19 protein-coding genes are annotated in these 19,856 nt (G+C 41.5%); 1 reads left to right on the forward strand and 18 read right to left on the reverse strand.

All coding sequences use genetic code 11. From position 1 onward, the window contains the following. Positions 1–19: 19 nt before the first annotated feature. From ACYH0O_RS17125 to rpsU, 11 genes are all read right to left on the reverse strand, one after another. Positions 20–418 (reverse strand): diacylglycerol kinase, encoded by a 399-nt coding sequence (locus tag ACYH0O_RS17125; protein ID WP_482629653.1) that lies wholly within the window; start codon positions 416–418, stop codon positions 20–22. Then, a complete protein-coding gene (gene ybeY / locus ACYH0O_RS17130; protein WP_482629654.1) occupies positions 393–866 on the reverse strand; it encodes an rRNA maturation RNase YbeY in 474 nt (157 codons plus the stop codon). The genes ACYH0O_RS17125 and ybeY overlap by 26 nt, the downstream gene beginning before the upstream one ends. Next, entirely contained in the window at positions 863–3,028 is a 2,166-nt protein-coding gene (locus ACYH0O_RS17135) for an HD family phosphohydrolase (RefSeq protein ID WP_482629655.1), read from the reverse strand. The genes ybeY and ACYH0O_RS17135 overlap by 4 nt, the downstream gene beginning before the upstream one ends. 215 nt (positions 3,029–3,243) lie before the next feature. Further along, positions 3,244–4,203, reverse strand: a complete 960-nt coding sequence (locus ACYH0O_RS17140; RefSeq protein WP_149158026.1) for a PhoH family protein — start codon at positions 4,201–4,203, stop codon at positions 3,244–3,246. Positions 4,204–4,206: 3 nt separating this feature from the next. Beyond that, entirely contained in the window at positions 4,207–5,394 is a 1,188-nt protein-coding gene (gene yqfD / locus ACYH0O_RS17145; protein WP_482629656.1) for a sporulation protein YqfD, read from the reverse strand. Positions 5,395–5,405: 11 nt separating this feature from the next. Next, positions 5,406–5,690 carry a sporulation protein YqfC gene (gene yqfC / locus ACYH0O_RS17150; protein WP_148969724.1) on the reverse strand — a complete coding sequence of 95 codons (285 nt, stop codon included), beginning with the start codon at positions 5,688–5,690 and terminating at the stop codon, positions 5,406–5,408. Positions 5,691–5,747: 57 nt separating this feature from the next. After that, positions 5,748–6,221, reverse strand: a complete 474-nt coding sequence (locus tag ACYH0O_RS17155) for a hypothetical protein (RefSeq protein WP_482629657.1) — start codon at positions 6,219–6,221, stop codon at positions 5,748–5,750. Between the two features lie 29 nt (positions 6,222–6,250). Next, the gene (gene floA / locus ACYH0O_RS17160) at positions 6,251–7,252 is read right to left on the reverse strand and encodes a flotillin-like protein FloA (protein ID WP_149158058.1); all 1,002 of its coding nucleotides are present in this window, start codon (positions 7,250–7,252) and stop codon (positions 6,251–6,253) included. 26 nt (positions 7,253–7,278) lie between these two features. Next, positions 7,279–8,589 carry an NfeD family protein gene (locus tag ACYH0O_RS17165; RefSeq protein ID WP_426890848.1) on the reverse strand — a complete coding sequence of 437 codons (1,311 nt, stop codon included), beginning with the start codon at positions 8,587–8,589 and terminating at the stop codon, positions 7,279–7,281. Between the two features lie 333 nt (positions 8,590–8,922). Further along, positions 8,923–9,369, reverse strand: a complete 447-nt coding sequence (locus ACYH0O_RS17170; RefSeq protein ID WP_482629658.1) for a GatB/YqeY domain-containing protein — start codon at positions 9,367–9,369, stop codon at positions 8,923–8,925. Between the two features lie 14 nt (positions 9,370–9,383). Beyond that, positions 9,384–9,557 carry a 30S ribosomal protein S21 gene (gene rpsU, locus ACYH0O_RS17175; RefSeq protein ID WP_032087602.1) on the reverse strand — a complete coding sequence of 58 codons (174 nt, stop codon included), beginning with the start codon at positions 9,555–9,557 and terminating at the stop codon, positions 9,384–9,386. 335 nt (positions 9,558–9,892) lie between these two features. On the opposite strand from rpsU, the gene ACYH0O_RS17180 reads away from it, so the two are divergent. Then, on the forward strand, positions 9,893–10,825 hold the full coding sequence (locus ACYH0O_RS17180) for a Na/Pi symporter (RefSeq protein WP_149158031.1): 933 nt from the start codon (positions 9,893–9,895) through the stop codon (positions 10,823–10,825). 35 nt (positions 10,826–10,860) lie between these two features. Here ACYH0O_RS17180 and deoC read toward each other — a convergent pair whose 3' ends face one another. The 7 genes from deoC to dnaK all read right to left on the reverse strand — a co-directional run bounded on the left by deoC (position 10,861) and on the right by dnaK (position 19,833). Next, a complete protein-coding gene (gene deoC / locus ACYH0O_RS17185) occupies positions 10,861–11,532 on the reverse strand; it encodes a deoxyribose-phosphate aldolase (protein WP_459226466.1) in 672 nt (223 codons plus the stop codon). A 166-nt stretch (positions 11,533–11,698) separates the two neighbouring features. Next, a complete protein-coding gene (locus ACYH0O_RS17190) occupies positions 11,699–13,363 on the reverse strand; it encodes a glycoside hydrolase family 13 protein (RefSeq protein WP_482629659.1) in 1,665 nt (554 codons plus the stop codon). Positions 13,364–13,598: 235 nt separating this feature from the next. Further along, positions 13,599–14,933 (reverse strand): tRNA (N(6)-L-threonylcarbamoyladenosine(37)-C(2))-methylthiotransferase MtaB, encoded by a 1,335-nt coding sequence (gene mtaB, locus ACYH0O_RS17195; protein WP_482629660.1) that lies wholly within the window; start codon positions 14,931–14,933, stop codon positions 13,599–13,601. A 5-nt stretch (positions 14,934–14,938) separates the two neighbouring features. After that, positions 14,939–15,685, reverse strand: a complete 747-nt coding sequence (locus tag ACYH0O_RS17200; RefSeq protein ID WP_482629661.1) for a 16S rRNA (uracil(1498)-N(3))-methyltransferase — start codon at positions 15,683–15,685, stop codon at positions 14,939–14,941. Positions 15,686–15,716: 31 nt separating this feature from the next. Further along, the gene (prmA, locus tag ACYH0O_RS17205; protein ID WP_482629662.1) at positions 15,717–16,658 is read right to left on the reverse strand and encodes a 50S ribosomal protein L11 methyltransferase; all 942 of its coding nucleotides are present in this window, start codon (positions 16,656–16,658) and stop codon (positions 15,717–15,719) included. Between the two features lie 24 nt (positions 16,659–16,682). Then, positions 16,683–17,810 (reverse strand): molecular chaperone DnaJ, encoded by a 1,128-nt coding sequence (gene dnaJ, locus ACYH0O_RS17210; protein WP_149158037.1) that lies wholly within the window; start codon positions 17,808–17,810, stop codon positions 16,683–16,685. A 193-nt stretch (positions 17,811–18,003) separates the two neighbouring features. Continuing rightward, positions 18,004–19,833, reverse strand: a complete 1,830-nt coding sequence (gene dnaK, locus ACYH0O_RS17215) for a molecular chaperone DnaK (protein ID WP_482629663.1) — start codon at positions 19,831–19,833, stop codon at positions 18,004–18,006. Positions 19,834–19,856 lie beyond the last annotated feature (23 nt).

Consider the following 19,856-nt stretch of genomic DNA (forward strand, 5'->3'; position numbering starts at 1 on the left):
GTATCTTCTTTGCATGCCATCAAAGAGCAGTGATGAGTTCAAGCAACTTTGGAATGAATATAATGGCACCAACGATCGCTGTACACACAGCAAAGAGCAGGACGGCAGCCGAAGCAAGGTCCTTTGCCGCTTTCGCCAAGGGATGGTAGTCTGAAATTGAAAGGTCCACTGCCTTTTCGATCGCCGTATTCATGGTTTCAAGTGCCAGTACGGAAAACACCAATATAATCAGGATGATCCATTCCATGGCAGATACGGAAAGCAAATACGCTAAGATAAAAACGATTACCCCTACACATATATGAATCCTGAAATTCTGCTCCGTTGCCCAAACAGATTTAATCCCTTCTGCCGCATATCCAAAAGACTTCAAGAACCTGAATAGGCCGAACTTAGTCCCTTTTGAGTCCATACTCATTTAAAATATCCTTTTGTCTCTGAAACATTTTCTTTTCTTCCGTTTCTTCCATATGATCATAGCCCAATAAATGCAGGAATCCGTGAAGAGCAAGAAAACCCAGTTCACGGGAAAATGAATGATTATACTCTTCCGCCTGCTCTTTCGCACGATCGATGGAGATGATGATATCACCAAGAACTCGTGGTATTTGACCACCGACAATTTCGACTTCGTCCTCTCCAAGTTCTTCAAGAGCGAAGGAAATAACATCTGTCGGCTGGTCCTTATGGCGATATTCCCGGTTGATTTCTTGAATTCTCCCGTTCGTCACAAACGTAACCGACACTTCGCTGTCATCCTCGACCTCTTCCTTTTTTGCCGCAAAGTTCAAGATGTTTTTCACCAAATTTGTTTCTTCTGCGGATAATTTTTCAGTTTCATCAATAAAGTCGATCAATAATGTCATGCTTCTTCTCCTTTTGCTTTAAGTTCCGGATATTCTATTCTCGGATGAAAGATTCCATTTAACGTTTCACAAAGTGACTTCTTGACTGTTTCTAATTGCTTTAATGAAATATCGCATTCGTTAAACTGACCATCCTGCAGACGATCTTGTACTATGGAATGAACGAGCTGTTGAATCTCTCCCTGCGTTGGAGATTTCTTGGATCTGACAGCTGCTTCTACACTATCCGCAATGCTAATAATGGCCGCTTCCCTTGTTTGTGGTTTAGGACCGGGATATCGATAATCTTCTTCCTTAACATCTTTCCCTTGTTCCTTTGCCTTATAATAAAAAAATTTCAACAAGGTTGTCCCATGATGTTGCTCGGCAATATCGACGATTTCCTTGGGAAGCTTATGCTTCCTAAGCATGTCAGCACCATCTGAAGCATGACTTATAATAACATCCCTGCTCGTCTCAGGCGAGACCCGGTCATGAGGATTTTCCATATTAAGCTGATTTTCAATGAAAAAGTGTGGCCTCTTTGACTTTCCGACATCATGGTAATAGCAGCCGACTCTCGCTAATAGTCCGTTTGCACCAATGGATTCACATGCAGATTCTGCAAGATTCGCTACCATGACACTGTGATGATATGTACCAGGTGCATCGGTCAGCAGCTTCTTTAATAATGGTTGTGTAGGGCTTGAAAGCTCCACAAGCCTCATGGAAGAAAGTATGCCAAACCCTGCCTCGAAAAACGGCAGAAAACCGATTGTTAATATAGAGGAACTGATTCCTGATACCAGGGCAAACACGAGATAATACACATATTCACTGTTTGAATAAGAGGTTCCGCTTAATAGAATCAAAAAACCGAGGATCAAAATATTCACAAGAGCTACGTAAATCCCCGCCCTTAATATATTGGAGCGCTGATTACGGTTCACCAGGAAAAGAATCCCGGATACACCACTGAATAGCGTATAAATCGCGATTTCAATATCGATTGATCCTGAGAACTGCTGATGAAATACGATACTCGAGCACGCAGAAAGGATAAACACCATCATCATTGCGATCCGTTCATTCAGTAGGATCCTAAGTATCATCCCGGTGAACGCTGCAGGGAATATGAAGGCTATATCATTGATTTCCAGCTGCTCTATGAGTCCCACAATCTTCATGATTAAGAGTGATATCACAAACACGATGCTCGTGAGGATTAAATAATTTTGTTTTCGTTCCTCGGTTACTTCCAATGTGTAGAAGAAATAATACAGTGAACTGATCACCACAAGCACAAAGAGCGCCAATCCGATGTATGGCCGGAACGAGAACGTATTTTCCACCATTCCCAACGATTTCAGGATACTGTATTTTTTTGTGGTGATCAGTTCCCCATCTTCCACGATGACGCCGCCTTCGATAATTTCGACCTTCTGTACATTTGCCTCGGCAAGTTTTTTTAATTCATCCGTTTTTTCAGCATCATAGTAAAGTGTCGGCTCCAGAGCAACTTTCCCCAATTTGACGGCAGCACTGGATAAATCACCTTCGAACGAATAGTTGGTGATCCGCTGTTCTAAGTTCAATTTCGCTTCGTTTAGTTCTTCCTCTTTCACCCCGTTTTCCATGATGATTTTCATCTGTGTGGAAACAATGGTTTCTACCCGCGACAAGTCATCTTCTGAAGCCACCAGGAGTATCTTTAACACGTCATCACTTAAACTGTTGGTTATATTATTATTTTTATCCTTAGGCAATTTTGCTTTCAGAAGTTTCAGTTGCTCATTAATTTCGGTATTTTGGGAAGGCTTTAGATCCTCTTCTTCACCTGCCTGTGCTGAAGATTCTTTCTTCACTTCATTTACACTTTCCATCAGTGAGCGAAGAAGGGATATGGAGTTGTCGACCGCTCCTTCTTTCGTGGTATAGACATTCGCTACTTCAGCCTTTGCTTCTTCCTTTTTCTTCTCGGTAGCCTCATCATCTACGAATTTCTTAGGAGCCCTAATCGTTGTAGGAGCTTCTTCATACAAATTAATATCCAGGGTTTTCGGTTTTACATTCCCATATAAAACTCCGAAAACAATAATGCCAAGTAACACAAATAAGAGATTAGTAAATAGTCGGTAGCTAAGAAAGCTCCTTATTTTGAGTAATATTGGGTGCGTTTGCATAAAGACCCCCCTGTTATGTAAGTACAATTCCAACCAGTTCAAGGTAAAGAGCTTACAGAAAAGCACGAGAAAAAAATAATCTAGCAATTATGTAAAATGATAACAGTTTTCCACTTAATTATCCATGTTAAACCCTATAAAAAAAGATTGACCCCTGCATGTGCCGCCTGTATTAACAGATAGCATGAACACATTGGATCAACCTCTTTATTGTACTACTTTTCGATTGTTTCATAGGCATCAATTATTTTAGCGACTAACGGGTGACGAACCACATCCGCTTGATCAAGATAAATAAACGATACTCCTCTTACATCTTTTAATATTCTTTCAGAAGAAATCAATCCTGATTCACTTCCTCTAGGGAGGTCCACTTGAGAGCGATCTCCTGTAATAATCATCTTCGAATCAAAGCCAAGTCTGGTTAAAAACATTTTCATCTGTGCTTTCGTTGTGTTTTGGGCCTCATCGAGGATAACGAACGCATCATCCAGTGTACGACCTCTCATATAAGCAAGAGGAGCGATTTCAATGGTTCCCCTTTCAATTAACCGAGCTGTATGTTCAGCCCCCAACACATCATGCAGAGCGTCATATAAAGGACGTAGATAAGGGTCTACCTTTTCCTTCAGGTCACCCGGAAGGAAACCGAGACTCTCTCCTGCTTCAACAGCAGGCCTTGTGAGAATAATTTTCTTTACCTGTCCGTTTTTCAACGCATGTACCGCCATCACCACAGCAAGATAGGTTTTCCCCGTACCTGCCGGACCAATCCCAAACACCATATCGTGTTTTTTGATAGCCTGAATGTATTGGCGCTGCCCAAGGGTTTTCACCCTGATGGATTTACCTTTTGCATTTTTCGTAATTTCTTCATTGTACAAGTCTGTAAAGTATTCAAGTGTCCCTTGCTTGCCCATTTCCAGTGCATAATGGACATCTCTTTGGCCAATATTGATCCCTTTACGTATCACAGCTACAAGTCGATCTGAAACATCTAGAGCGAGACTTACATCTTCTTCCTTACCTGAAACCAGCAATTCTTCGCCTCTTGTTACAATCGAAACGTGTAATTCCTGTTCTATTAATTTAAGGTGAGAATCTGAAACACCAAACAAAGCGATGGCTTCATTAGGGTTTTCAAGTTGTAATTTCATTAAGATTTCATCTGACATTCGTTAGTCTCCTTGAATAATTGGTTGTCCTACTGCAATGTTTTCTAATACTTTGAAGTGAATTGTTACCCTAACTTTACCATTCTCAACCTTTTCTTGCAAAATTTTTTCCCCTATGACTTCTGCATCCTCAGGGAGGGTAGATTCCAAATTACTCTTGGCCAGTTTCTTCGCCGCATCGATGGCTTCTGATTTCGTATAAGTTCTCTCTACATCCTCTTTTTCTTTAAAGCTTTTATCAATATAATATATTGGCAGCTCCCATTTCAAGAAACGGACATTCTTTTTGTTCTCTTCTACGATGGACTCCTTATACTCAACTTTACCGAATCCCCAAATCGGAATATTGAAAGAGCCGACTCCTACATAATGTTTTCTTTTTTCATTGCCGCTAAAAACCACAAACTTGGACTCCAACGGTAGATCCACTTTAGATGTATACCATGTTTCCCCCAGGATTTTCGCCTTGGCCGGGACCCCTTTAGGATCTTTTTCATTCCCGATCAAACCGGATACAAGGAGCTGACCTTTGTTCACATAGTCATTGACGTTCACCTGGGGATCTCCTTCTTCTACGAACATTTGAGTGATGATCGCTTTCTTCTTCGCTACAATATGCTGCAGACCAGAGGATTCAGAAGGCTCAGGGGCGTTCTTCTCAACCACTTGGAAGTGAAAGGTTGTCCCTTGCAATTCCACCCCTACCCACGTAATATTGTTCATTCTGTAGGATAGCTCCCGTTGGATATTTTCCACATCCGGCAGGGAAAATTGGAGCTTCCCTTTCGATACTCCCATCTCTTCCAGCTCTTTTCTGATACTATGCTCCGTTTGGGGTGATGCTCCTTTAATTTTGATGTCCCAAACCATATTGGAAAGCAGAAACACGATGACGAAGAAAGCAAGTCCTCCTATCATGAATCCTGAGTTCTTCAGGGATCGCTTAAACAGAAATGGAACTCCCTGACCTCTTAGAAATGTCACTTTACACTCGGATGTTCGAACAGCTCTTCGGAAGTTATGTACATCGTCTAAGGATAAGTAAAAGGTGATGGTTTCCGTTCCAGCTCTCTTCACATTCCAAATCACGATTCCCGCCCTAAGCAATTGATTGATGACCCTCTCAACTAGTCTGCCTTCCATTTTCACAAATACCTTTCCCCTGAGAAAGGTGAACCATTGATTCTTCAAATCCGTCCCTCCTATTGTTCTAAATAGATCACTTCTACGATCTTCCCCTGAAGAAGAATTTCTTCCGGAAGAATCATCTTGATGACAAATTGTTCACCTTTTATTAAAAGTTGACCTTGTTTTAGCAGAAGTCGTACCTCTCGATCTGTGAACGTTAACAGACCCCGATGGTTTTCTATATAGATATGAATTTGTCCAATCATTGTGACGCGAGGAAGGTCCATCATGACATCTTCAGGTAAATCCATTTTTTGTGTCATCCATTTACGCATGTGTTGTAAAAAGCTTTTTGCCATAAAAAAAGAACCCCCTTTCATCTCATATTTATGAAATGAAAAGGGGTTTCATCACTCTTATTTTTGATGATGGCGTTTTTTTGATCTCGGAGGTCCGAATACCTCTGAAAAAATAAATCCTTTTACGATATCATCTTCATTATTGAAATCAATGTTGAGAGTTGAACTTTTATCCCGTATCTTCTTTGCCCTGTTTTGATGAGCTTCCAGTCTGCGGGAATAACGCTCTTCTTTCTTTTGCAAGTCTATATAGGTTGATTCTGCTTCCTTCTTCTTTTCTTCAAATCGACTTTGAATGGAAGATGCTGCGTCTTTCAATGGTTCTTTATATTCTCTTGGCACTCTGCTCCGTGCCGGTCTTCTCTCCCTCTCCCTCTCCCTTTCTCTTCCTCTCTCACGAGGTTCTGAAGGAGGGGGAGATGCCGTTTGAATCGGTTTTTGCCTTACCGGCTTATTTGAAGGCGACCCTTTCACTTTATTGAAAATCGACGTGATGAGCCCGATCAGTATGGCAATAATTAAAGGTTCCATGGAGAAAACTCCTTTCTCACAAGGGGAAATTACTTATCTTTAGAATTTTTCGGATCATTTTTATCCCCGGTTAGTTTCCCGATCGAATCTCTCATTTCCGTATCGGCGTCGATATTCTTTAAGTTCATATAGTCCATCACACCGATATTGCCTGATCGCAGCGCTTCAGCCATGGCAAGAGGTACTTCTGCTTCTGCTTCCACAACCTTTGCTCTCATTTCTTCTACTCTTGCTTTCATTTCCTGCTCATTGGCAACGGCCATTGCTCTTCTTTCTTCCGCTTTCGCTTGTGCAATATTTTTATCAGCTTCCGCTTGTTCTGTTTGCAGTTCCGCTCCGATATTCTTACCGATATCAACGTCTGCGATATCAATCGAGAGAATTTCAAATGCCGTACCTGCATCCAGGCCTTTCGAAAGGACCGTTTGAGAAATCAGATCCGGATTTTCCAATACCTTCTTGTGATTGTCGGATGAACCGATTGTGGATACAATCCCTTCCCCTACACGGGCAACGATCGTTTCTTCCCCGGCACCCCCGACAAGGCGGTCAATATTCGCACGAACCGTAATACGCGCTTTGGCTTTCACTTCAATTCCATCCATTGCAACACCGGCAATAAATGGTGTTTCGATCACTTTAGGGTTAACACTCATTTGAACCGCTTCAAGTACGTCACGGCCAGCAAGGTCAATCGCTGCACAACGCTCAAAGGTCAGTTCAATATTTGCACGATGAGCTGCAATCAGTGCATTGACCACTCTGTCTACGTTACCACCAGCTAAATAGTGACTCTCCAGCTGATTGATCGTTACCGTGATTCCTGCTTTATGGGCTTTAATCAATGGATTGATCACACGACTCGGGATAACACGTCTCAACCTCATCCCCACTAGTGTGAAAATACTGATTCTTACTCCAGCTGCAATCGCTGAAATCCACAGCATGACTGGTACAAATGTAAATAAAACTGCTAATACAATCACTCCCACCACAATGGCAACGAGTAATAAAATCGTACTTGGTCCTATAACCATATTCTTTTCCTCCTAAGTAATTATGAAATGTCTCTTACAACAATCCGTGAACCTTCTACTTTCACAATCTTAACTCTTTCGCCTGCTTTAATAAAGCCACCCTCTGTCACTGCATCAATTCTTTCATCATCCACGATCACGGTACCAGAAGGTCTTAAAGGTGTTTTGGTTACCCCTTCTTTACCGATCAACTCTATTCGATTGATGTTTGATACATATCCACTTTCTGTGCTTGTTGAATCTTTTAAAATGATTTTGTTGAAAAATTTCATTTTTTTACCAAACACCTTTACAAATATAATCATTGTCGCAACGGCAATAAGTAAAGCGATAAGAAGAGAAATTCCCATTTGCACTACATCGCCCCCTGCCAACATAATACTTGCGAGTATTGCCCCGATGCCAAGTCCGCCTGCAATGCCCCCCGGGAGGAAAAATTCCGCAACGACAAGAGCGATTCCAATGATAAAGAGGATGATGGTTTCGTAACCGGCAAGTCCCGCCACTAAGTGTCCATAAAAGAATAATACAAGTGAAATCAACCCGATAGAACCCGCAATGCCAAAGCCTGGTGAATACAATTCGACAATCAACCCTAGGCTTGCCAACGAAAGAAGGATCGGTACCACGACCGGATTGGTTATAAATCGTGCCAGCTTCTCTGCAAAGGTCTCTTCAACATTTACAACAGAAGATTTATCGACACCGAGGGTTTCGTATAACTCATCCAGATTCGCAACGGTTCCTTCAGAATAGCCGACTTGCTTGGCTTCTTTTGAACCCAGTGTTAATAATTCCCCTTTTTCAATCCCCAATTCTTCGATTACTACCGATTCATCCGCCATAGCTAAAGCAACTTGAGGATCTCTCCCATTTGATTCAGCGGCACTCTTCATGGCAGAAAGCCAGTAACTCTGAGCTTTCTTATCAGCGGCATTGCCAGCTTGATCGATCACAGCCGCAGAACCGATTTGACCATTTGGAACCATATAGATCTCATCTGCATGAAGGGAGATGAAGGCACCTGCCGATAAAGCATGATTATTCACAAAGGCAACCGTCTTTGTTTCTACGCTGTCAAGGAGCTGACCAATATCACCAGCTGCAGTGACCAGACCTCCAGGCGTATCAATATCAAAAACAATCAGTTCAGCATTGTCTTCCTCTGCATCACTTATCGCTCTCTCCAGAAATGCATGAAGGCCTTTTTCAACTTCTTTGTGAATAGGAATAACGTATACTTTTTTTGTATTCTCAGCAGAGCTTAACAAGGGCTGTAGAAAACTAAACCCAAGAATCATCATGAAAAATATAAGTAGACCTTTTTTCAACGCAACCCCCTCGTTTCAGGAAATATTCCTTGATACTCTATGTACGATTGACCTATTAAAATAGTTTCAACTTTTTTTAAAATATTATGTTGTTGGCGTGGAATTTATTAATATAGTAAAAAACTTGAAAAAGAAGGATGTTTTTGATGGGCTGATCCTGGTTATAACGTTTCTTTACTTTTTATTATCAACTTGCTCAAGCTTATTTTCAACCTTCAAACTATAATTTTACCTTTCCCCAACTTATTTTTAACCTCCCCCTACATGGCACCACCCCTCTTTAACGCGAATAAAAAAACCGGAAAGCATTATGGCTTTCCGGTCTCTTTAATCTTATGATAAATGTTGAAGAACAAGTTTGTTGACGAGAGCTCCATCGGCTTTCCCTTTTAATTTAGGCATGATTGCTCCCATCACTTTGCCCATGTCGGCTTTAGAAGTAGCACCTACCTCCACTACTGTCTGTTGGACAATAGCAGAGACTTCTTCTTCTGAAAGCTGCTTCGGCATATATATTTCGACGTAAGTCAGTTCTGTTTGAATTTTTCCAACGAGGTCTTCGCGACCAGCGTTTTGAAATTCCTGGAGGGAGTCTTTCCGTTGCTTCACTTCTCGAGAAAGGACAGTCAACTCTTCGTCTTCAGAGAGTTCCTGCTTCCCATGTTTAATCGCTTCATTTTGAAGTGAAGCTTTAAGCATGCGAATAACAGAAAGCTTCTCTTTTTCTTTATTTTTCATCGCTTGTTTCATATCATCATTTAAACGATTGAGAAGACTCATGCTTACACCCTCTCTTAGAACTTACGCTTTCTTGCAGCTTCTGATTTCTTTTTGCGTTTTACGCTTGGCTTTTCATAAAATTCGCGCTTTCTAAACTCTTGTAAAGTTCCTGTTTTAGAAACTGAGCGTTTGAAGCGACGAAGAGCATCTTCAAGCGATTCGTTTTTACGAACAACTGTTTTTGACATCTCTCTTTCCCTCCCTCCGAACACACTACACTTACATGTTCAAGTCAAGAAATGGTTTGTACCAATTTCTTAAGACGCAGAGTTTTCTGGCGTCCTTTACTTCACCAATAGGTTATGGCTTTGCCCTTGGATCATTGTCACAAGGGGACAGAAAGTGTATGTCTTTCTTGGATGAATTCTTTATTATTTAAAAGAAATCCATGTACTTTGCCATTATAATATATGATATGTAATAGGTCAACAATTTATCATAAAACACCTTATATAAATAGGCATGTCTCACTCATTTCTTCCATACATTTGTATAAAGCAGGCTGGTGTGTGGGAGGAATGTAATGATTTTACATGGAATCGCCTTTATTTTTTTTATTTTATGTTTTTTACTGGGGATGACCTGGCTGCGGTCTGGGCTCTTTAATATTGCCAATCAGAAAATAAAGAAATGGCTTCATTACTTAACGAGCACTCCCACAAAGGGTGTTCTTACAGGAACGATAGTGACAGCCTTTATCCATAGCAGTTCTGCCGTTATGGTACTCACTGTGGGACTGGCTTCCTCCGGCTTGATACCGTTCAGACAGACTATCGGAATCATGCTTGGATCGAATATCGGGACAACGTTCACCCTTGAAATGTTCACACTGGATATGAATTATCTTATTGTCCCTTCCATGATCATCGGATGCATTATGTATTTCTTCCGATCACCTTCCATCCGAAGTGCGGGAATGATATTTATTGGGTTTGGATTAATCTTTACGTCGATCCGCGCGATTCAGTGGTTAGCTACTCCATTAACGAATCACGAATCCTTGCGTATGTATATCATAGAAGTGAACGAGCATGTTGTACTCGCTCTACTTATTGGTTGTGTATTAACGGCGATCATTCAATCCAGCACCGTTGTGACAGGAGTGACGATGGGATTTCTGGCTGCAGGTTCCATTGATCTTCATGCTGGAATCACCATTATGCTCGGTGCAAACGTCGGGACATGTATTACAGCCTTTATTGCAAGCATCGGTGGAGGCACTCAAGCGAAACTGACGGCGTACGCACACATATGGCTTAACGTTATTGGTGTCGCTCTTTTTATCCCTTTCATCCCATTACTCGGATTGGTGGTTCGATCTTTAGCAGGCTCACCAGATTTGCAATTGGCCCACGCCAGTGTCCTATTTAACATTTTATGCTCGATCCTTGTGTTGCCATTTGCGAATCAATTCGCCCGATTTATTGAAAGAATTCACCAGCCAAAAAAAAGCTGAACAAGGACCGAGATCCTCGTTCAGCTTTTTTCTTATTAATAATCAGAGTCACTTGTCAAGCCTTGTACGATTTTTACACCTGAGCTTGCTCCCAAGCGAGTAGCTCCAGCATCAATCATTGCTTGTGCATCTTCAGAAGAACGTACGCCACCTGAAGCTTTTACACCGATATCAGGTCCAACTGTTTTTCTCATAAGAGCGATATCTTCAACAGTCGCTCCCCCAGTAGAGAATCCTGTAGATGTTTTCACATAATCTGCTCCAGCTTCTACAGCTAATTGGCAAGCTTTCACTTTTTCTTCATCCGTCAGCAAGCACGTTTCAATGATTACTTTTGAAAGTGCTTTACCTTTAGATGCTGCCACAACAGCTTCAATATCGCGTTTAACCAACTCATGATCGCCACTTTTCAAAGCGCCGATATTGATGACCATATCTACTTCTGTAGCACCTTTTTCGATTGCATCTTTTGTTTCGAATGCTTTCGTTTCTGGAGTAGAAGCTCCTAGTGGGAACCCGATAACCGTACACACTTTAACTTCAGTACCGGATAATAATTCGCTTGAATATTGAACCCATGCAGGGTTAACGCACACAGAAGCAAACTTAAATTCTTTCGCTTCCTGGCAAAGTACTTCTACTTGGTCTTTCGTTGATTCAGGTTTAAGTAAAGTATGATCAATCATACTTGCAATATTCGTAGTCATTCATTATCTCTCCTTTTAACAGTTGTCCGTACCTCTCTTATCATAACAAAACAGAGAGAAAAAGACGAGCATTTCTTATTAGCATCTCCAAAAAAAGAAAACCTTTTCATTTTTCACAAGAAAATAAAAACAACCCCGGTATTCAATACCAGGGTTGCAATCTTCATTATATTAATCGGTACACTCTCGCCTCGTATGGCTTAAGAGTTAACTTGCTTACATTTTCATGGCTGATTACATCATAGTTATTCAACAGGAGATTAGAAGAGCAGACTTCCAATTCACCAAGGTGACAAATGGCATCCTGCGTGGAAAGATTTGTGATCACGATCATGGATTGATCTTCTCCTGTTCGGGTATACGCATAGATTTGCTTGTCTTTTTCAAGAAGCAGGTCATAGATCCCGTACGTGAAGACATCTTCCTTTTTCTTTAGTTGAATCATTTTTTTATAGAAGTTCAGAATGGAGTTTTCATCATTCTCCTGAGCTTTTACATTAATCGTTTTATAGTTCGGATTCACTTTCATCCAAGGTTTGCCGTTTGTAAATCCACTGTTTACCTCATCAGTCCATTGCATCGGTGTTCTGCTGTTGTCTCGGGAAGAAGCCCAGATGATGTCCATGATGTCTTGATGAGGTACTCCCTCTTCACGCTTTAGACGATATAGATTCTTGACCGCTACATCATCATAATCTTCAATGGAAGGAAATTGAACATTTGTCATACCAATTTCCTGTCCTTGATAAATAAAAGGAGTCCCCTGCATTAAGAAGTACATGGTCGCCATGGCAGTGGCACTTTCTCTCCAATATTCTTTATCATTCCCCCAAGTGGATACTACTCGTGGTTTATCATGGTTTTCGATGAATAGCGCATTCCAGCCGTTGCCTTCAAGGCCTTTCTGCCAGCGAGTGAGCACCTTCTTCAATTCGACGATATCAAGGTCAGGGTTGGTTTCGGCGTCCCAGAGACCTAGATGTTCGAATTGGAAAATCATATCCATCTTACCCTTTTCTTTTCCAACCCACAATTCCGCTTCATCGGCTTTTACACCATTCGCTTCCCCAACGGACATGACATCATAGTTTGCATACGTCCGATCCTTGAATTCTTGCAGAAACGTATGAATCCCTTTTTGATTCATATGCATATCGAAAGAAGAAACATACTTTTCCTTTTTCGGATTTGGCATATCAGGAAGACCCGGACGTTTCTTAATATGGCTGATGGCATCGATTCTGAAGCCATCAATTCCTTTATCAAGCCACCAGTTTACTGTGTCATAAAGAGCGTCGCGAACTTCTTCATTTTCCCAGTTCAAATCCGGCTGCTTTGTAGAGAATACGTGAAGGAAATATTGATCTGTTTCTTCGTCATACTCCCAGGCCGATCCTCCAAAGATGCTTTCCCAGTTATTTGGCTCCTTGCCTTTTACGCCATCTCTCCAAATATACCAGTCACGCTTTGGGTTTTCTTTAGAGCTCTTAGACTCAATGAACCAAGGGTGCTCGTCACTTGTATGATTAAGTACAAGGTCAATGATCAGTTTCATATCTCGCTTGTGAACCTCATTAAGTAGCTGATCGAAGTCCTCCATCGTACCGAAGTCTTCCATAATATCCTGATAATCAGAAATATCATATCCATTATCATCATTAGGTGATTTATACATTGGACAAATCCAAATCACATCGATACCCAGTTCATTAATATAATCCAACCGTTGAATCACGCCCTGCAAGTCACCAATTCCGTCGCCGTTTGAATCCTGAAAACTCCTGGGATAGATTTGATAGCCTACCGCTTCTTTACGCCATGCCTTTTTCATCGTAACACCTCATCAAAGTATAGTAAGATACAAACGCTTACATTTAATGCAATCGTTTGCACTATTAGTTTAAAAAAAAGACCTGTTTCATTTATTATATTGACATTAATAGTTTACAACCTTCTTCTACACTTATCAATAGATAAATTGATTCTTATCAAAAAAAAAAGTGGTTACAAAGTATTATTGTGCAAAAACAAAAAAGCACCCAACCATTGTCAGGTGCCTTGATCTATTAAATTGCGGCTTTTTCTTCTGTTTCTTCAAGGACACGTACGAATTGGCCTTCGTTTAGAGGATAACCTGCTTTTGTGATCTTCACTTTCACCAGTTTCCCCACCATATCTTCCGTTGCAGGGAATACTACTTTCAAGTAATTATCCGTATATCCAACATAAAGATCATCCTGATAAATTTCTTCAGGAATAACCTCTAATACTTCGTTTTCAAACTGAGAAGCGTATTCTTTCGCTAATTGGTTAGAAAGTTCAATTAAACGATGAACTCGTTCGTTCTTGATATCTTCATCGATTTGGTCTTCCATACGTGCTGCAGGTGTACCTGTTCGCTTTGAATAAGGGAACACGTGAAGCTCCGAGAATTTATGTTCATTGATGAAATTATATGTTTCCATAAATTCTTCTTCCGTTTCACCAGGGAAACCGACAATGACATCAGATGTAACGGCAAGTCCCGGTAAAGCCTTCTTAAGCTTATCCAAGCGCTCTGCAAAGAATTCCATCGTATATTTTCTGCGCATTCTCTTAAGGACCGTATTGGATCCTGATTGAAGTGGAATGTGTAAGTGTCTGACAACAATATTTGATTGATCGATTACTTCAATGACTTCATCCGTCAGTTGACTGGCTTCGATGGAAGAGATACGAATTCTCTTCAGACCCTTCACTTTTTGCTCCAAGTCTTTAAGAAGCATGGCAAGGTTATAGTCTTTCATGTCCTCTCCATATCCACCTGTGTGAATTCCTGTCAGGACAATCTCTTTATAGCCGGCATCTACAAGCTGTTGAGCTTGATGAATGACTTCTTCAGGATCACGGGACCTCATCAGTCCACGAGCCCATGGAATAATGCAGAATGTACAGAAGTTATTGCACCCTTCCTGGATTTTAAGAGAAGCACGGGTACGATCCGTAAATGCCGGAACATCCAGCTCTTCGTAGACACGATTCTTCATAATGTTTGTAACGCCATTGATTGGTTGGCGTTCTTGTTTATATTCATCAATGTATGTTAGCATTTTTCTTCGGTCCTGCGTCCCAACCACGACGTCAACGCCCGGTATCGCCATAATTTCAGCAGGGGATGTTTGAGCGTAGCATCCAGTTACACAAATCACTCCATCAGGATTCTTACGGATGGCACGACGAATGACCTGTCTGCTTTTCTTATCTCCTGTATTCGTTACCGTGCACGTGTTAATGACATATACGTCTGCAATCGAATCATATTCTACACGTTCATATCCTTCTTCTTTAAATAGTTGCCAAATGGCTTCTGTTTCGTAGTGGTTCACTTTACACCCTAGAGTGTGAAACGCTACTGATGGCATTACAATCACCTCATAAGTTCTAATTGATAGCTGATGGCTGAGAGGACATACAATGGAGCAGTCTCCGTCCGTAAGATTCTTGGACCAAGACCACATGGAATAAATCCCTCGCTCTTACACATCTCTACTTCTTTTTCTGTCAATCCACCTTCAGGACCGAATACGACAAGGACACTTTGTCCATTTTCGATCGTCGATAACACCTTTGAAAGATTTCCTTTTTCTCCGGCTCTTGCTTCTTCTTCATATGCGATCAGTTTGTAATCAAACTGTGCCTGTATTAATTGTTTCAATGAAATGGGGGCAGATACGTCGGGAACAAGGAGTCTATGAGACTGTTCCGCTGCTTCTTTGACGATTTTCTCCCATCGTTCCACCTTTTTCTTTGCTTTTTTATCGTCCCACTTCACAATGGAGCGATCCGCATTAAAAGGGATAAATTGAGTGGCTCCAAGCTCTGTTCCCTTTTGGAAAATCAACTCCAATTTATCCCCTTTCGGCAGTCCGCTCGCAATGGTTACTTTAATTGGTAATTCTTTCGTCGTTGTTTCCCATTTTACTATTGATAGTTCTACTGAGTCACTGGAAATCGTTGCAATACGGGCAATTGCTGATGCTTGATCTTTAAAAACAGCATAGACTTCATCATCTTCCTTCATTCTCATGACACGAACGATATGATGATAGTCATCCCCTGTTATCGTAATCGGATCATTTTCTCGATATGTGTCATTTATAAAATATCGTTGCATACAGTTTCAACTCCACCGTTTTTACTTAAATTCACATAGGCTTCTTGGCAATAATAGCGACCCAGTCTTCCATGACCATAATTTCTTCTATTATAAACCCGGCAGACTCCAATGCATCACGTACTTCCTGCTTCTTAGGCTGTATAATCCCAGAAGTGATAAAAAATCCGCCCGGTTTCACAAGTTCGAAGGCATCCTCTGTAAAGCGTAAAATGATTTCAGCCAGAATGTTCGCTACAATCACATCCGCTTGTCCTGTCACGCCATTTAATAAATTATTCGCGTCAACCGTCACAGTTTGTTGAACTTTGTTCAGCTTCACATTCAGTCTCGCTGAACGAACAGCCACTTCATCTAGGTCATACGCTCTTACATGATCTGCTGCTAACTGTGCAGCAGCAATGGATAATACACCTGAACCTGTTCCTACATCGATGACCGTATCGTGTTCTTTAACGATTCGCTCAAGGGCCTGGATACACATGACCGTTGTAGGATGAGTTCCTGTCCCGAACGCCATGCCTGGATCCAGTTCAATGATGAGTTCGTCACTATGAACCGGTGAATAGTTTTCCCAAGTAGGGACGATCGTAAATTTATCGGAGATTTTCACAGGATGGTAGTATTTCTTCCACGCTGTCGCCCATTCTTCCTCATTTACTTCTGAAATCTCCACTTTGTTTTCACCAATGTCGATATCATAGGTAACCAGGTTCGTAATGCCCTGCTTGATCTCGTCAACTGTTTCACCAAGAAAGCTATTTACGGGTAAATACGCTTTGACTAAGACACCTTCACTCGGATAATCATCAGGATTGAGTTGGTAGATCTCTCCAAACATATCTTCTCTTTCCTTAATTAATTCGGCAGGGTCTTCAATGACCACACCGCTTGCTCCAGATTCATGAAGAATGTTTGAAATAGGTTCAATCGCTTCATTCGTAGTAAGAATACTGATTTCTGACCATTTCATTGATCTACCAACTCCGTTCTTTAGTTATTCGCCTTTAAAGGCTTTTTTTACTTTATCAAAAAAGCTTTCATGCTGTTCGTCTGGTATCTGTCCGCTAATATCCGCAAATTCTCTTAATAGTTGCTTTTGCTTATCCGTTAATTTAGAAGGGGTAACCACCTTCACCTGAACATGCTGATCACCTGTACCGTATCCACGTACATTCGGTACTCCTTTACCTTTCAAACGGAATCTCGTGCTTGTTTGAGTTCCTGCAGGCACTTTCAGCTTTACTTTCCCGTGCAGGGTCGGCACTTCAATTTCATCACCTAATGCCGCTTGTGCAAACGTCACTGGCATTTCACAATAGATATCATCTCCGTTACGCTCAAAGAAATCATGTGAGCGAACGTGGAAGACAACGTACAAGTCACCGGCAGGTCCTCCATTTATACCTGGTTCACCTTGACCAGTCACACGCAGCTGCTGTCCATCATCGATACCAGCCGGGATTTTAACAGAGATTTTACGGCGCTTCTGTACTTTTCCGGCTCCGCCACAAGTTGAACATTTCTCCTTGATTTGTTTTCCTGTACCGTTACAGTAATGACAAACCCGTCTGTTCACTATGCGGCCAAAAGGTGTATTCTGTTCCACATTCAATTGACCCGATCCATTACAGTGAGAACATGTATTGACCTTTGTTCCCGGCTTCGCGCCTGAGCCATGGCAGGTGTCACATTCTTCTTCTCTCGGAATCTCGATTTCTGTGTCTTTCCCAAAGACCGCTTCTTCAAATGTCAATGACATCGTGTACTGGAGATCGGCACCTTGTCTAGGTGCATTCGGATCTCTTCTGCGTCCTCCGCCGCCACCGAAGAATGTATTAAAGATGTCTTCGAAACCACCGAAACCTCCACCGCCAAAGTCAGCGCCGCCGCCAAATCCCTGGTTAGGGTCAGTATGTCCGAAACGATCATATTGAGCACGCTTTTGATCATCACTCAATACTTCATAGGCTTCTGATATTTCTTTGAATTTTTCATCCGCATCCGCTTCTTTATTAATATCCGGATGATATTTTTTGGAGAGCTTGCGGTATGCTTTCTTCATTTCGTCTTTTGAGGCATCTTTTCCGACACCAAGAATCTCATAATAGTCCCGTTTACTCATTAAAACACCACTCCCGAATCCTTTGCATAAAGGTTATTTTAACATTGAGCTTTGACTATTATCAATAAAAACTCAACATTCCTTCTAATTGATTGTGTCTGTTAGATGAATGAATCACCTTCTATTTCTTACAATCATAGAAAAAGTCAAAGCCAAGAACCGCCCTGACTTTGACTTTTTCGTTCATACTAAATTATTTCTTATCGTCGTTTACTTCTTCGTATTCAGCATCGACTACATCGTCGTCTTTCGAAGCTTCACCTTCCGCTCCCTGAGCTGCTTGTGCTTCCGCTTGAGCCTGCTCATAAAGCTTCATTGTTAAGCTTTGAACGATTTCCTGTAATGCATCTTTCTTTTCACGGATAAGATCTAATTCATCTTTCTCGATTGCTTCTTTTAATTCAGCTTTTGCATCTTCCGCTTTTTTCACTTCATCTTCTTCTACTTTGCCTTCAAGGTCTTTTAACGTTTTTTCCGTTTGGAAAACAAGTTGGTCGGCTTCGTTGCGAAGTTCGACTTCCTCTTTACGTTGTTTATCCGCTTCGGCATTTTCTTCTGCTTCCTTCACCATGCGTTCTACTTCATCATCTGAAAGACCGGTAGAAGACTTAATTGTGATGTTTTGCTCTTTACCTGTTCCAAGATCCTTCGCACTTACATTCACGATACCGTTCTTATCAATATCGAATTTCACTTCGATTTGTGGTACTCCACGTGGTGCCGGCGGAATGTCAGCTAATTGGAAACGACCAAGCGTTTTGTTATCAGCAGCCATCGGGCGCTCTCCTTGTAGTACGTGGATATCCACTGCTGTTTGGTTATCAGCGGCAGTTGAGAATGTTTGAGATTTAGACGTCGGGATCGTCGTGTTACGCTCGATAAGCTTAGTTGATACGCCACCCATTGTTTCGATACCAAGTGAAAGTGGTGTAACGTCAAGTAAGACAACATCTTTAACGTCTCCAGTAAGAACTCCACCTTGAATCGCTGCACCCATCGCTACAACTTCGTCAGGGTTAACACCTTTAGATGGCTCTTTACCAGTTTCTTTTCTGATCGCTTCTTGTACAGCCGGGATACGAGTTGATCCACCAACTAGAATGATTTTATCGATTTCACTTGCAGAAAGACCAGCATCTTTCATCGCTTGACGAGTTGGTCCCATTGTACGTTCTACAAGATCAGAAGAGATTTCATCGAATTTCGCTCTTGAAAGTGTCACTTCCAAGTGAAGAGGACCAGCTTCTCCAGCCGTGATGAATGGAAGTGAGATCTGAGTTGAAGTCACTCCTGAAAGATCTTTTTTCGCTTTCTCAGCAGCGTCTTTAAGACGTTGAAGAGCCATTTTATCTTTAGAAAGGTCGATGCCGTTCTCTTTTTTGAATTCAGCTACAAGGTAATCGATGATCACTTGGTCAAAGTCGTCTCCACCAAGACGGTTGTCACCGGCAGTAGAACGTACTTCGAATACACCGTCACCAAGTTCAAGGATGGATACGTCAAATGTACCGCCACCAAGGTCATATACCAGGATGGTTTGATCTTGATCCATTTTATCCAGACCATATGCAAGTGCAGCAGCAGTTGGTTCGTTGATGATACGCTCAACTTCAAGACCCGCGATTTTACCAGCGTCTTTTGTTGCTTGACGTTCTGCATCATTGAAGTAAGCAGGTACTGTGATGACTGCTTTTTCAACTTTTTCTCCAAGATAGTCTTCTGCATATGATTTTAAATGTTGAAGAATCATAGCTGAAATCTCTTGTGGAGTGTAATCTTTTCCTTCCGCTTCTACTTTATGATCTGTTCCCATATGACGTTTCACTGAGATGATCGTGTTTGGGTTTGTAATGGCTTGACGCTTCGCTACTTCCCCAACTTGCTTTTCTCCATTTTTGAACGCAACAACTGATGGAGTTGTGCGGTTTCCTTCTGCATTTGCAATAACCTTTGGCTCTCCGCCTTCAAGTACTGATACACATGAGTTTGTTGTACCTAAGTCAATACCGATAATTTTACTCATAGTAAGAAACCTCCCTATTTTGT

The sequence above is a fragment of the Rossellomorea sp. H136 genome (assembly GCF_056838065.1).

Bases quoted from the DNA above. Each gene is read 5' to 3' on its own strand.
- ACYH0O_RS17140 (WP_149158026.1), bottom strand. From the start codon at position 4,203: ATGTCAGATGAAATCTTAATGAAATTACAACTTGAAAACCCTAATGAA.
- ACYH0O_RS17155 (WP_482629657.1), bottom strand. From the start codon at position 6,221: ATGGAACCTTTAATTATTGCCATACTGATCGGGCTCATCACGTCGATT.
- ACYH0O_RS17135 (WP_482629655.1), bottom strand. From the start codon at position 3,028: ATGCAAACGCACCCAATATTACTCAAAATAAGGAGCTTTCTTAGCTAC.
- deoC (WP_459226466.1), bottom strand. From the start codon at position 11,532: ATGACTACGAATATTGCAAGTATGATTGATCATACTTTACTTAAACCT.
- ACYH0O_RS17190 (WP_482629659.1), bottom strand. From the start codon at position 13,363: ATGAAAAAGGCATGGCGTAAAGAAGCGGTAGGCTATCAAATCTATCCC.
- dnaJ (WP_149158037.1), bottom strand. From the start codon at position 17,810: ATGAGTAAACGGGACTATTATGAGATTCTTGGTGTCGGAAAAGATGCC.
- ACYH0O_RS17170 (WP_482629658.1), bottom strand. From the start codon at position 9,369: ATGAGTCTTCTCAATCGTTTAAATGATGATATGAAACAAGCGATGAAA.
- rpsU (WP_032087602.1), bottom strand. From the start codon at position 9,557: ATGTCAAAAACAGTTGTTCGTAAAAACGAATCGCTTGAAGATGCTCTT.
- ybeY (WP_482629654.1), bottom strand. From the start codon at position 866: ATGACATTATTGATCGACTTTATTGATGAAACTGAAAAATTATCCGCA.
- ACYH0O_RS17125 (WP_482629653.1), bottom strand. From the start codon at position 418: ATGAGTATGGACTCAAAAGGGACTAAGTTCGGCCTATTCAGGTTCTTG.
- yqfC (WP_148969724.1), bottom strand. From the start codon at position 5,690: ATGGCAAAAAGCTTTTTACAACACATGCGTAAATGGATGACACAAAAA.
- ACYH0O_RS17180 (WP_149158031.1), top strand. From the start codon at position 9,893: ATGATTTTACATGGAATCGCCTTTATTTTTTTTATTTTATGTTTTTTA.
- ACYH0O_RS17200 (WP_482629661.1), bottom strand. From the start codon at position 15,685: ATGCAACGATATTTTATAAATGACACATATCGAGAAAATGATCCGATT.
- mtaB (WP_482629660.1), bottom strand. From the start codon at position 14,933: ATGCCATCAGTAGCGTTTCACACTCTAGGGTGTAAAGTGAACCACTAC.
- dnaK (WP_482629663.1), bottom strand. From the start codon at position 19,833: ATGAGTAAAATTATCGGTATTGACTTAGGTACAACAAACTCATGTGTA.
- prmA (WP_482629662.1), bottom strand. From the start codon at position 16,658: ATGAAATGGTCAGAAATCAGTATTCTTACTACGAATGAAGCGATTGAA.